The 12,829-nt window shown below is 74.8% G+C and carries 8 protein-coding genes; 4 read left to right on the top strand and 4 right to left on the bottom strand.

Going from position 1 to position 12,829, the window contains the following annotated elements; translation table 11 throughout:
• Positions 1 to 36: 36 nt before the first annotated feature.
• Positions 37 to 1,692, bottom strand: coding sequence for a LuxR C-terminal-related transcriptional regulator (locus tag ABEA24_RS26205; protein ID WP_345433710.1), 1,656 nt, complete (start codon positions 1,690 to 1,692; stop codon positions 37 to 39).
• Positions 1,693 to 2,088: 396 nt separating this feature from the next.
• On the opposite strand from ABEA24_RS26205, the gene ABEA24_RS26200 reads away from it, so the two are divergent.
• The 4 genes from ABEA24_RS26200 to ABEA24_RS26185 all read left to right on the top strand — a co-directional run bounded on the left by ABEA24_RS26200 (position 2,089) and on the right by ABEA24_RS26185 (position 9,589).
• Positions 2,089 to 5,424 (top strand): ATP-binding protein, encoded by a 3,336-nt coding sequence (locus ABEA24_RS26200; protein ID WP_345433709.1) that lies wholly within the window; start codon positions 2,089 to 2,091, stop codon positions 5,422 to 5,424.
• Between the two features lie 351 nt (positions 5,425 to 5,775).
• Positions 5,776 to 7,026 (top strand): glycosyltransferase family 4 protein, encoded by a 1,251-nt coding sequence (locus ABEA24_RS26195; protein WP_345433707.1) that lies wholly within the window; start codon positions 5,776 to 5,778, stop codon positions 7,024 to 7,026.
• 359 nt (positions 7,027 to 7,385) lie between these two features.
• A complete protein-coding gene (locus ABEA24_RS26190; RefSeq protein WP_345433706.1) occupies positions 7,386 to 8,156 on the top strand; it encodes a DUF2334 domain-containing protein in 771 nt (256 codons plus the stop codon).
• Positions 8,157 to 8,161: 5 nt separating this feature from the next.
• A complete protein-coding gene (locus ABEA24_RS26185) occupies positions 8,162 to 9,589 on the top strand; it encodes a glycosyltransferase (protein ID WP_345433778.1) in 1,428 nt (475 codons plus the stop codon).
• Here ABEA24_RS26185 and ABEA24_RS26180 read toward each other — a convergent pair.
• Genes ABEA24_RS26180 through ABEA24_RS26170 form a run of 3 tightly spaced genes read right to left on the bottom strand, consistent with a single transcriptional unit; the run spans position 9,575 to position 12,782 of the window.
• Positions 9,575 to 10,633, bottom strand: coding sequence for a DMT family transporter (locus ABEA24_RS26180; RefSeq protein WP_345433705.1), 1,059 nt, complete (start codon positions 10,631 to 10,633; stop codon positions 9,575 to 9,577). The two genes, ABEA24_RS26185 and ABEA24_RS26180, sit on opposite strands and share 15 nt — an antisense overlap.
• A complete protein-coding gene (locus ABEA24_RS26175; RefSeq protein WP_345433704.1) occupies positions 10,633 to 11,523 on the bottom strand; it encodes an SGNH/GDSL hydrolase family protein in 891 nt (296 codons plus the stop codon). Before ABEA24_RS26175 ends, ABEA24_RS26180 begins: the two co-directional genes overlap by 1 nt.
• On the bottom strand, positions 11,520 to 12,782 hold the full coding sequence (locus ABEA24_RS26170; protein ID WP_345433703.1) for a glycosyltransferase: 1,263 nt from the start codon (positions 12,780 to 12,782) through the stop codon (positions 11,520 to 11,522). The genes ABEA24_RS26175 and ABEA24_RS26170 overlap by 4 nt, the downstream gene beginning before the upstream one ends.
• Positions 12,783 to 12,829 lie beyond the last annotated feature (47 nt).

The following is a 12,829-nucleotide window of genomic DNA, read 5'->3' as shown; positions in this document are numbered from 1 at the left end:
GGAATGGGTCGTTCTACCCATGAGATGGGGGCGGTTCTACCCACGAGGCGGGGCGGCGAGCCCGTGCTCGAAGGCGTACGCCGCCGCGGCGGTGCGCGAGGACAGGCCGAGCTTGGCGAAGATGTTCGACAGGTGTCGCGCCACCGTCTTCTCGCTCAGGCGCAGAGCGGTCGCGACCTGCCGGTTGCTGTCTCCGGCGGCGACGTTGCGCAGTACTTCGGCCTCGCGCTCGGTCAGCCCGTCGGGGAGCGGCGCCCGCCTGCCGGGTCCGTCGCGGAGCGGCGCGGTGCCCCGGTCGTGAGGCGGCGCGCCCAACCCCCGTAGCCGGTCGTGGGCGGCCTCGGACTCCAGGTGCGCGGCGTCCTCGTCACCGAGGGCCAGGTACACCTCGGCGAGCAACAGCCGGGTCCGCGCGACGGCGTACGGCGCGTCGAGCTCCTGCCACATCCGGCGGGCCGTCCTCAGCACGGCCAGCGCGTCGTCGGCCTTCCCGTCGGCGAGCAGGACCGCGCCGAGCGCCTGCGCCGCCTCGGCCCGCAGGCCCGAACTGCCGTAGGTCGCCGCCGTGGCCTCGAGCTCCGCGGCGGAGGCGCGGGCCGTGCCCGGGTCGCCCGCGGCGAGCGCGATCTCCACCTGGGCGGGGTGCAGCCGCGCCCGGGCGAGGGCGTTCCCGCTCTCGGCGACGAGCGCGGCCCGGATGGACGCCGCGGCGGCGTCCATCCGGCCCTGGTCGAGCCGGAGCAGCGCCAGACCTGGCTGCGGATCGCGGCCGAGCTGATGGGCCCGCCGGAAGAAGTCCTCGGCGGCGGTCGCGTCGCCACGGAGCCGGCGCGCCTCACCGGCCTCGTACAGCGCCTCGGCGAGCACGCAGACGCGCACGTGTGCCGGGTCCCCGGCGGCGTGCTCGGCCACGCGTCCGGCCGGCCCCCACGCCCCCCGCATCCGCAGGACCCGCGCCCGGTGGACCCGCCAGGCACCGCGGTAGGGCACGGTCGCGGGGACCACGTCGGACCAGCGGGTGGCGGTCCGCGCCCACTCGGCGGCCCGCGTCAGGTCGCCCAGTTCGTGGCAGACGTCCATCAGGTTGCAGAAGACCGCCCCGGACCATATCGGGTGCAGCCCGTCGGAGAACGCCGTGAGCATCGCCTCGTCGAGCAGCGGGAGCCCGTCGCCCGCGCGGCCCAGACCGACCAGCGCCCGTCCCTCGCCGAGCAGGCCGGCGGCGAGCAGGCACGCGTCGCCGTACCGGCGGCCGATGGTCTGCATCCTGCGGGCATGGTCGGCGGCCTCGTCGTTCGCCCCACGCGTCAGCGCGGAGGCGATGTCGAAGTAGATCGGATAACCCTGCTCGACGCAGTCCGCCTCGTCGCGCAGCAGGCGGTGCGCCCGGCTCATCCAGCCGGAGCCGATCGCGCCGTCCCCCCACTCGAGGTGGTGTACGGCCAGGAGCACCGCCGCCATCGCGGCCGGGCGCGGCCGTGCCTCCCGCTGGTACAGCCGGTACGCGTCGGTGAAAGCGGCCAGTGACTCGTCGATCTCGCCCACGCGCCATGCCGCCTGGGCGAGGGCGTCGTGGTCGTCGGCCGGCATCGGGCCGCTCTCGCGAGCCTTCCGGAATCCGCTCCACGCGTCGAGCCAGGCGCGTTGCCCGAAGGCGGACCTGGCCGCATCGAGGGCATCCGTCGTCTCCATCGCGCCGCGGCGCTCCGTCGCGCCCCTCATCTCGGTCGCGCCGCCGGGCGTCGGCCCGTTCCCGGTCCCCGTCGCGCCGCCGCGTGCCGCCGCACTCCCCGTTGTGTCGCCGGGCGTCGGCTCACTCCCCGTCGCGGCCGCGCCGCCCGATTCCCCCGTTGTTCCGGCGCATGATCCCCGTTGGCGCGCGTCCCGGACCGGCGCGTTCGACCCCGTTGTCATGAGACCCCCTTGATCCCCGGTGGTTCGTCCCTGACCCCTACGGCGTGACGTAGACGGGAAGGGGTGTGCCACGACGTGGCACATCCGCATGACGCCGGGAATTTGTCCGTTTCCGGCCACCTGTTTCGCTGCTCGCCCGCCGTCGCCCCGGACCCCGGATGACACGATGGCGGCATGCCGGGGGTTGACCGTCACCTTGTCGGCCGGGGGAGAGAGCTACGCCTGCTCGATGAGGCGCTGACCATGGCGCGCGGCGGTGAAGGCCGCCTCGTCGTGGTGGCCGGCGACGCGGGGATCGGCAAGACGCGCCTGTGCCGGGAGATCGCCTCCCGCGCCGAGGACGCCGGGTTCGCGGTCGGCTGGGGCACCTGCTGGCCCGAGGGCGGTGCTCCGCCGCTGTGGCCGTGGCAGGCCGTCCTGGCCGACCTGGGCCGTGGAGCGGCGACGGACCTGCTCGGAGCCGATCGCGGCGGGCCGGTCGTCGATCCCGAGCGGTTCGCGCGGTTCGCCGCGGTCGGCGAGGAGCTCGCCCGTGCCTGCGACGCCTCACCGGTGCTGGTCGTCATCGACGACATCCACGTGGCGGACCCGGGAGCGGTGCTGCTCGCCCGGTTCCTCGCCCGCGCCCTCGCCCGGCGGCCCCTGACGCTGGTCTTCACCCGCCGCCATGGCGCGGGCGGCCGCCCGGCGGCCGCCGGGCTGCTGGACGAACTCGAGGGTCAGGCCAGACCGCTGACGCTGCGCCCCCTCGACATCGACGAGACCGCCCTCTTCCTCCGGTCGTACGGCTACCGCGACGTCGATCCGGACCTGCGGCGCACGCTGTGGCGGCTCACCGGCGGCAACCCGCTCTTCCTGCACCGGGTGATCGCCCTGGGACCGGCCGATCCCGTGGGCGGGAGCCTGCCCCCGGAGGACGTACGGGCCGCGATCGTCCAGGCCGTCGACCGGCTGGGCGAACGGGCGCGGCAGGTCCTCAGCCGTTCGTCCGTGCTCGGCTCCTCGGTTCCCGTCGCCCACGCGGCCGCCGTCGCCGACTGCACGACGGCCGAGTTAGGCGAGGCGCTGGTCGAGGCCGAGCGGGTCGGGCTGGTCGGATCGCCCGGATCGGGCGGCTTCACGTTCACCCACGAGCTCGTCCGCGAGTCACTGCAGGAGCTCCTGACCGTCGGCGAGCGATGCGCGGCGCACGCCCGGGCGGCCGACGTCCTCACCCCGCCGCCCACCGCCATGTCACCCGCGGCCGTGTCGCCCGCCACCCCGCCTCACGACCTGCCGCCCGTCGGCTCGTCGTCCATCCCGCCTCACGGCCTGCCGTCCGTCGGCTCGTCGCCCACCCTGCCTCACGACCTGCCGCTCACCGCCTCGCCGCCTGCCGGGGCGCCCGTGTTCCCTGCCTCCCAGCAGCTCACCCGCTACGCCTACCACGCCCTGCGGGCGGCGCCGCGCTCGCCGGAGGACGGGCGCCGCGCGATCACCGCGTCCCGGGCCGCCGCCAGGGCCATGGTCGGCGGCTTCGACTACGAGCAGGCCGCCTCGATCCTGGAAGCGGCCGTGAACGTGCACGAGGAGGCGGGCCTGGCCGACCCGGTCGCGGCGTTGCTGGTCGAATGGGCGCAGACGGTGCTCATGGCGGGTCGTCTCGCCGAGGCCCGCGTGCTGTTCGGCCGGGCGGTCGACGCCGCGACCACCGAGGGGGATCGGATCGAGCTGGCCCGCGCGGCGCTCGGCCTCGGCGGGGTCTGGGTGAACGAACATCGCTCCCGGCCCGACCGTGAGCGCGTCCTCGGCCTGCAGCGCAACGCGCTGGCCGCACTGCTCCCCGACGAACACCGGCTGCGCTGCCGGCTCGCCGTCCGGCTGGCGGCCGAGGACGTGTACCAGGGCGGGCCGGTCGCCCCCGTCCTCGACGCCCTCGCGGAGGCGCGGCGGCTCGGCCACAGCGACGTGCTGGCCGAAGCGCTCTCCCTCACCCACCACGCGCTGCTCGCCCCCCGCTACGCGCGGACCCGGCTGGACCTGGCCGAGGAACTGATCGCGGTCGCGTCCCCGGCGGGCGAGGGGATGCTGGTTCTCATGGGCCTGTGCTGGCGGGCCACCGACCTGTTCCATCTCGGAGACCCCCGGGCGCCGCGGGCCCTCGCCGAGCTGCGCGACCGGGCGGACGCCCTGAACTGCCGCAGTGTCCTGTACATCGCCGAGGTCATGGAGACGATGCTCCTCATCCGTGCCGGCCGGCTGGAGGACGCGGAGGCGAAGGCCGCCGAGTGCTTCGAACTCGGCAGTGAGGTCGGCGACGCCGACGCGTTCGCCTACCTGGGCGCGCAGCTGGTCACCATCCGCTGGCTCCAGGAGCGGGACGCCGAGATGCTCCCCATGCTCGAGGAGATCGTCGCCTCGCCGACGCTCATTCCGGCCGAGTTCGGGCTCCAGGCGACCGCCGCCGTCATGGCCGCCCGCGTGGGCGAGCACGGCAAGGCCCGGCGGATCCTCGATGAGCTCACCGCCTCCGGGCTCGCCGCGCTGCCGGAGTCCAGCACGTGGCTGGGCGGGATGATGTCGATCGTGGAGACCGCGTTCCTCCTCGGTGACGCGGGCGTCGCCCGGGAGGGCTATGACCTGCTCACCCCGTACGCGGAGCTCTCGATCACGCCCTCGCTGGCGGTGACCTGCCTCGGTTCGGTCGAACGCCCCCTCGGGATGGCCGCCCTCGCCTTCGGCCGCCCCGACCGTGCCGTCGAACACCTCGAGCGCGCGGTGACCGCCGATCGTCTCCTGGGGAACCGGCCGCTGACCGCGGTCACCCTGGGGGACCTCGCCGAGGCGCTGCTCCGGCGCCACCGGCAGGGCGACCGCGAGCGAGCGGCCGACCTCCTCGAGCAGGCCCGGCGGGAGGCCGAGGCGGTCGGGCTGAAGTCGCGGGCCGACGGCTTCGCCCAGCGCGGCCGCCGGCTCGACGAAGGCCATGCCATCATCCGCCGCCAGGGACGCGTGTGGGTCCTGTCGATGGGGGGCCACGAGGCGGTCGTCCCGCACCGTCTCGGCGTCGGGTACCTCGCGCGCCTGCTGACCAGCCCGCACCGGCCCATCTCCGCCCTCGAACTGGCCGCGTCCGCCACCGGGGACCCCGCCCTCGTCGAACCGGCACGTCACCCGATCGTCGACGAGAGAGCGCGAAGCGCCTACCGGCGGCGGGCCGACGAGCTGACCCGCCGGCTCGCGCAGGCCGCCTCCTCCGACCCGGAACCGGACGAGCGGCTGCACGCCGAACGTGAGGCACTGCTGCAGGAGCTGAACCGTACGGCCGACAGAGGCGGCCGCACCCGGTCGTTCCCGGACCCGCGGGAGCGCGCCCGCACCGCCGTACGGAAAGCGATCAAGCGGGCGATCGATGACATCTTCGCCGCGGACGCCACGATCGGCGGCGTCCTGCGATCCTCGATCACGACCGGTGCGACCTGCCGCTACACCCCGGACGCCGAACGCCCGCTCACCTGGTCGCCCGAGTGACGTCCCGACACCGGGACGCTCGGCTGCCGCGGACCACGACGTACCGGTCGATGACGGTGATTCCCACGACCGCCGTCATGACCGCCATGGCCCGGCGCGGCCGGCGACGCTTCTCCCTGATTCGGCGCGAGGCCGCGAGGCGCAGCGTCTCGAGGTCCATCGCGTCGCCCGCGACGCGGGTCCACAGGCACGGGTCTGCCGCCCCCAGGAGCGGGCGGCCCGATTACGGGGCCTCCCGCTTAAAGCCCTGCTCGCCCGTACGCCGGTCGGTCGCGGAGGCCGGTGAAGCGCGGCGGTCTCACGACGGTCCGGGCCCGCAGTGCGGGACGGCCGCCGGTCGCCTGGACCCGGATGCCGAAAGGACCGTTCCACGGTCTGCGAAGCACCGCTCACAGGCCGCGATCAACGCCGTTTGTCGGATGTTTCCTCCGCCGGAACCGCGAGGCGGCCCGATGGTCGAACGGCGCAGTCAGGCTCACGGCCGTGAAGGTCGCTGTTGTGACCGAGTCGTTCCTGCCCCGCGTTAACGGGGTCACGAACTCGGTATGCCGTGTAGTGGAGCATCTAGCCGGCCGAGGTCACGAGGTCCTGGTGGTCGCACCGGGGCCCGGGCCTGACGGCCACGCGGGGCAGCCGGTACGGCTGACGCGGGGGGTCGCACTGCCGTTCTACCGTTCGTTCGTCGTCGGAATACCAACGCGCCAGGTGACGGGCGCACTCAACGAATTCGGGCCGGACGTCATCCACCTGGCCGCTCCGCTGGCACTCGGCGCATCCGGCGTCGCGGCCGCCCGGCGGCTGGACGTGCCGACGGTCGCCGTCTTCCAGACCGACGTGGTGGGCTTCGCCCGCCGGTACGGTCTGCGGGGCGCCGACCATCTCGTATGGGCCTGGCTGCGCCATATCCACGAGCAGGCCGACCGCACCCTGGCGCCGTCCAGACCAACGCTGGACGAGCTCCACCGGCGCGGCGTCCCCCGGCTGGCGCTGTGGGCGCGGGGAGTGGACGATGAGCGCTTCCACCCACGGCACCGGTCGGCCGAACTGCGCGCCGAACTCGCCCCCAACGGAGAGGTGCTGGTGGGCTACGTCGGCCGGCTGGCCGTCGAGAAACGCCCGTCCCTGCTTCGGCACCTGGCCGACATGCCGGGCGTCCGGCTCGTCGTGGTCGGCGACGGCCCGGCCGGGCGGCGGCTGCGGCGCATGTTGCCGGACGCGGTCTTCACCGGCTTCCAGACCGGCCGGGAACTGTCGGAGCTGGTCGCCTCCCTCGACGTGTTCGTGCACACCGGCGCGGACGAGACCTTCTGCCAGGCCGTTCAGGAGGGTCTGTCGGCCGGAGTTCCGGTGGTGGCGCCCGCCGCCGGAGGCCCGCTCGACCTGGTCCGCCCGGGCCACAACGGCCTGCTGTATCCCCCGGACGACCCGGCCATGCTCCGGGCGGCGGTCGCCACCCTGGTCGGCGACCCCGCGCTGCGGCGGCGGATGGCCACCCAGGCCCGGCTGTCGGTGCGCGGGCGGGACTGGACCAGCGTCTGTGATGAACTGGTCGACCACTACGAGGCCGTACGGTACGGCCGGTCCGCGCGGCAGGCGGCCTGATGCGCGGCGACGGAGACGTCCGGGCGACCGGACACCGACGGAGACGCCCGGGCACCGGTGGGCGGCCCGATGGCTCGGGCGGCGTCGCCCCGGTGACGGCGGGTCTGCCGACCGGTTCCGACGCGTGGCCGGGCGGAGCCGCCCGGATAACGGCGGGTCTGCCGGTCGTCCGGATGACGGCCGGTCGATCGACCGGCTCCGGCGCAGAGGTCCGGGTGACGGCGGGCGACGCGGCAGTGGGTCACGGAATGGTCGGGTGCGCTGAAGGTTCCCGCTACCGGGCCGTCCTCTCCGCGACCGCCACCCGGCGTATCGTCCCGCCGTCCGTTCGAATCATCTCAGGCAGGCAGGGGGACCGGATGGTCGAAGGACTCGCGGTGCGGCGCGGCGTGACGCACCTGGTGGTGAGCGTGCACGACGTCGCTCCCGTGACCGCCGAACAGACGCGGCGCTGGTGCGCGGACGCGGACTCGCTGGGCATCCCGGTGTCGCTCCTCGTGGTCCCCGGCCCGTGGCGCGGCACTTCGCTCGCCGACGAGCCGGGGTACGCGGAGGTGCTCCGGGCCCGGGCCGCGCACGGCGACGAACTGGTGATGCACGGGTGGAGCCACCAGGCCGGACCGGAAGGGTCGTTGCCGCGCCGGACGGTGGGCCGACTGGTCGCTCGCGGCGCGGCCGAGTTCGGCGCGCTCGATGAGGTGCAGGCGGCCGACCGGCTGATGTCGGGGCGGGCCGTCCTACGGGAGATGGGCCTGGTCGCCTGTGGTTTCACGCCGCCGGGGTGGCTGGCCTCGCCGGCCACCAACCGGGCGCTGCGCCAGGCCGGATTCCGGTACACCACGTCGCACTTCGGCGTACGTGACCTGCGGAGCGGGCGGCTGTGGCGCGGGTTCGCGCTGTCCCACCGGCCCGGGGGCGCCGGCGAACGGCTCGGGGCCGTCCTGGTGAAGGAGTGGGCGCGATGGCGGGCGAGACGTGGCGGTCTGGTGCGCATCGCCCTGCACCCCGGCGACCTGGACCGGCCGGGCCTGCGCGACACCACGTTGCGCGCGATCGAGGCGGTGCTCGCGGCGGGAGGCCGGGCGATGACCTACTCGGACGTGGTGGCGGACCCTGTGGGTGCGCATTGAGGATCGTGCAGGTCGCGAACTTCTACACTCCGACGTCCGGTGGCCTGCGCATCGCGCTCGACGAGCTCGGCCGCGGCTACCGGCAGGCCGGCCACGAGCGGGTGCTCATCGTGCCGGGGCCGGCCGAGTCGGTGGAGCAGACGCCGGCCGGGCAGCGCATCACGGTGCGCGGCCTCAGCCTGCCCGGCCTCGGGGACTACCGGATCCTGACCGGTCGAAGGCGGGTGCTCCGGCTGCTGGACGCCACGCCACCGGACGTGCTGGAGGTCAGCGACAAGATCAGCCTTGGCTGGCTGGCCCGGTGGAGCCGCCGGCGCGGTGTGCCGCTCGTACTGTTCTCGCACGAACGCCTGGACGCGATCCTGCTGCCGAGGGTGCCGCGCTGGTTCCCGCTGCGCGCGACGGCGAACACCGTCAACCGTCGCCTCAGCCGTCTTGTGGACCGCGTCGTCGTCACCTCCGCCTTCTCGGCCGCCGAGTTCGAGCGCATCGGCGCGCCCAACGTCCGCCGGATCCCGCTCGGCGTCGACCTCGCCACCTTCCGACCGGAGCCCGCGGTCCCGCCGCGCTCGGCGGCTGCCGCGGACCGGCTGGAGCCCGGGGTCTCGCCGTGCTCGGTGACTGCGACGGACCGGCCGGAGCCCGAGGCTCCGCCGCGCTCGGCGATCGCCACCGACCTGTACGGTGACCGGCCGGGGCCCGAGGTTCCGCCGCGCTCGGCGGCTGCCGCGGACCGGCTGGAGCCCGGGGTCTCGCCGTGCTCGGTGACTGCGACGGACCGGCCGGGGCCCGAGGTTCCGCCGTGTTCGGTGACCGCTGCGGACCGGCCGGAGTCCGGGGTTCCGCCGTGCTCGGCGGCCGCCACCGACCCGTACGGCGACCGGCCGGTGCGCCTGGTCACGGTCACTCGCCTGTCGCGGGAGAAGCGCCCGGAGGTCGCGATCGACGCCCTGGCCGCGCTGCGCGACCAGGGCGTCGACGCCGCCCTGGTCGTGGTCGGTGACGGACCGCACCGGAAGCGGCTCCGGCGTCGCGCCCGGGGCCTGCCGGTCACGTTCCTCGGGCATCTGTCCGACCGGCAGGCCGTTGCCGGGCTCGTCGCCGCGGCCGACGTCGCGCTGTTCCCCTCCCCGGCGGAGACCTTCGGGCTGGCGACGCTGGAGGCACTGGCCTGCGGCACACCGGTCGTGGTGCCTCCGGAGGGCGCGGCCCGGGAACTGCTGGACGGCCCGGGCTCCGGGGCGGTCAGCGACGGCACGTCGAGCGGCATGGCGGACGCCGTGCGCGGCCTGCTGTCGATCCCGGCGGACCGGCGCCGTGCAGCGGCCCGCGCCGCCGCCGAGCGCTACCCCTGGGCGGAGACCGTCGCCGGGCTCCTGCGCGGCTACGAGGTCATCGGTCGCGCCAGTGCGGAGGTCTCACCCTCCCGGTGACGGGTGCCGCTCGTCGTGCAGGGTCGGCGAGGTGGCGAGTACCGCGACGCCGACCGTGATGAGCACGATCGCGAGCGCGCTCCCGGAGATCACGCCCGCGTCCGCCGCCTGAGGGGCGTCGAAGACCGCCATGCCGACGACCCAGCCGGCGACCGGGTCGGTCACGGTCATCGCCGTCATGGCCGTGGTCAGCGAGCCGCCGGCGAAGGCGCTCTGCACCAGGACCGTGCCCAGCATGGTCGAGGCGGCCAGCGAGGCCGCCGGCCAGTCGAGGACGGTGGCGAGCAGGCCGTGCCGGGCCAGGTCATCGCCGGCGAACACGAGGAAGACGGCGGTCAGGCAGAAGCAGATGCCGGCCGCGACGGCGAGCGCGGCCGTGCGGGACTGCGCGTGCGACCGGAGCGACCGGGCGGCGAGGAGAAGCAGGCCGATCAGGCCCGCCGCCACCGCCACCACCGCTGCCACGGCGGATCGCTGCCCGGTGGTCTGCGGCACCGCATCGCGGACGGTCACCAGCAGGACCAGCCCGGCGCAGACCACGGCCGCCCCGGCCCAGTCCCGCCACAGCAGCCGGCGGCCACCGAACATCGCGCCGAGGGGGAGCGCGAACAGCAACTGGGTGACCAGCAGCGCCTGCACGACGACGATCGATCCGAGGTGCAGAGCCAGTGCCTGGGTGCCGAAGCCGGCGACACCGGCCGCCCAGCCCAGCAACCACAGGGGGTCGCGCGCGAGCCGGACGAGCAGCATCGATACGCGCAGCCGAGGCCGGGCCCCTTCATCGGCGGACCCGGAGTGGCCGCCCACGCCGGCCCCGGCCGGGGACGACCGTCGCGGGCCGACCCGGGCCGGGGACGACCGCCGCGCGCCGACCCGGATCGGGGACGACCGCCGTGCGCCGGTCCGGGCAGCCGGAGACGACGGTCGCGCGGCGCGGATCGGGAACGGCCGCCGCGCGGCGGTCCGGGCCGCGTGCTGCTGCAAGGCGGCGGAGACCGCGAACAGCATCGCGCCGAGCAGGGCCAGCGGGACGCTCAGCGCCATCAGGAATCCTTCAGAACATTGCCGCCGGCGGCGGGCTCGGGTGTGAGGGCGGCGAGGACGTTGTCGAGCTCCGTGCGCAGGCGTGCGTCGAGCCGTGTGGTCCGGTTCCGGACCTGGTGCCACCACTCGCTGATCCCCATGCGCATCAAGTGCGGCAGCAGGTCCAGGGACCGCCGCAGCACCCATCCCGTCCCCTTGGTCGCCAGCCAGTGGGCCTGGGCCCAGACGCTCGGGCCGGGGGCGGTGGGTCGTGGGTCGAGCCGGTCCCACAGGTGAATCCCGTGGTCGGCGAGCATGACCGCGAACAGGTGCGCCAGCAGCCGGTGCCCCCGTTCGCTCGGATGGATGCGGTCGACCCCCCACATGTGCCGGTCGTAGAGAGCCGGGTGCCGGGTCAGGTCGACATGGACCGTGCCATGACGGGCCGCGAGGTGGTCGAGCACCGTGTTGATCGCCTGGATCCGGCGGGCCAGGGGGTGACGGAGCAGGCCGGGGATCCGCAGCATGATCCCCGGATCCGGCAGGCTCGCGGTCAGCACCAGCGCACCGGCGTCCCGGAGTCGCGTGATGGCCTCATCCAGGTCGGACGCGATCGTCGCGAGGTCGAACCTCCCACGCAACGTGTCGTTGACGCCGACCACCACGGACGCCAGCGCCGGACGCCGCGCCAGCGCGTCCGGAAGCTGGTCGGTGACCACGTCCCGGGCCCGCGCGCCGCAACGGGCGAGATTGATCAGCTCCACGTGTCCCGGAGGGGCGAGCGATTCGCTCAGCAGCCCGGCCCAACCGCGCCATCCCCCGTCGGGCGCCGGGTCGCCGAGCCCGACGGTGACCGAGTCGCCCAGGGCCACGAAGCGCAGCATGTCGGTGTGTTCGAGGGCCGCCGTCATTCCGTGTCCCCGCTTCCGGTCTGGCCTCGAACATCGGGTTCTCGGCCGGCGCCGGACGTTCGAGGAGCCGCGTGGGCGCTTCCGGTCGCCTCGTCCGCCGGGGCGACCTCCGAACGCCGCGCGTCCGGGCGACCCGGTGCGCCGCCCGTCACGTCATGGGCGCTGAGGAAGCCTGCGACGGCCCCGGACCAGCCGAACCTCTCCGCCTGGGCGCGCGCCAGGCTCCTGCGCCGGGAACGCTGCCGGGCGAGGAGGTGTTCGACCGCGTCCGCGTACGCCTTCGGGTCGTCCTCGACGGCGAGTCCGGCGGGCCCGATCACCTCCGGGAGCGCGCTCGCCCGATTGGCGACGACCGGGGTCCCGCTGGCCAGCGCCTCGAGCCCCGCCAGGCCGAAGGTCTCCACCGGACCAGGTGCGATGACGACGTCGGCGGTGGCCAGCAGGGACGCGACCAGCCCTCGCGCGTTGACGTGGCCGAAGAACCGGACCGGCAGCCCGGCGGCCCGCGCTTCCAGCGCACGTCGACGAGGTCCGTCCCCGACCACGGCGAGGACGGCGGGCACCCCCCGGCGCCGCAGTTCGGCGAGTGCGGCGATCGGCCGGTCGGGACGTTTCTCGGGGGAGAGCCGGCTGCAGTGCACGAGGAGGTGTTCGCCGGGGCGCGCGAGCGAGGACCGGAGTTCCTCGTCGTACCGGGAGGGGGAGAAGGAGGCCAGGTCGACGCCCAGCGGTACGCGGACCAGGTTGGTCACGCCGAGCCGGCGGAACTCCTGCGCCGCCCAGTCCGTCGTGCAGACCACGACGTCGAATGAGGCCGCCGTGGCGCGATTCATGCGGTCGGCGAGGCGCTCGGCGGGCAGGCCCGGCGGACCCAGCATGCGCAGCAGGCCGCTGAGGTTGTCGTGGGAGACCATCATCGAGCGCACGCCGTGGGCTCTGGCCCATTCGCCGGTCCAGCGCAGGGTCGTCCGGTCGGAGACCTCGAGCCGGTCGGGTTCCAGCCGCTCCAGCAGCCGCTGCAGCGAACGCCGCGCGACGATCAGCCGATAGCCGCCGGTCGTCGGGACGACGGGCGCCGGAACAGTGATCACCCGGCCCTGACGCGTCTGTTCGTCGTGCGATCCGGACCCCGGAACGATGAGGACCGGTTCGTGCCCGGCCTTGAGATACCCCGTTCCCAGCTCGCGCAGCGCAGTTCGCAGTCCGCCGGAATGGGGCGCGACGGCGTTGGCCAGCCGTACCACCTTGACACCACCCACATCTGAAACGTCGCCTTTCGGGCACGCCGAGCGGCGACGAGGAGATG

The organism is Actinoallomurus vinaceus, assembly GCF_039542055.1.
GTDB classification, from domain to species: domain Bacteria; phylum Actinomycetota; class Actinomycetes; order Streptosporangiales; family Streptosporangiaceae; genus Actinoallomurus; species Actinoallomurus vinaceus.
This window is presented reverse-complemented; position numbering and strand designations above follow the sequence as displayed.

Excerpts from the sequence above, each read along its gene's own strand:
- ABEA24_RS26200 (WP_345433709.1), top strand. The coding sequence starts at position 2,089 with ATGCCGGGGGTTGACCGTCACCTTGTCGGCCGGGGGAGAGAGCTACGC.
- ABEA24_RS26180 (WP_345433705.1), bottom strand. The coding sequence starts at position 10,633 with ATGGCGCTGAGCGTCCCGCTGGCCCTGCTCGGCGCGATGCTGTTCGCG.
- ABEA24_RS26190 (WP_345433706.1), top strand. The coding sequence starts at position 7,386 with ATGGTCGAAGGACTCGCGGTGCGGCGCGGCGTGACGCACCTGGTGGTG.
- ABEA24_RS26195 (WP_345433707.1), top strand. The coding sequence starts at position 5,776 with ATGCCGAAAGGACCGTTCCACGGTCTGCGAAGCACCGCTCACAGGCCG.
- ABEA24_RS26175 (WP_345433704.1), bottom strand. The coding sequence starts at position 11,523 with ATGACGGCGGCCCTCGAACACACCGACATGCTGCGCTTCGTGGCCCTG.
- ABEA24_RS26205 (WP_345433710.1), bottom strand. The coding sequence starts at position 1,692 with ATGGAGACGACGGATGCCCTCGATGCGGCCAGGTCCGCCTTCGGGCAA.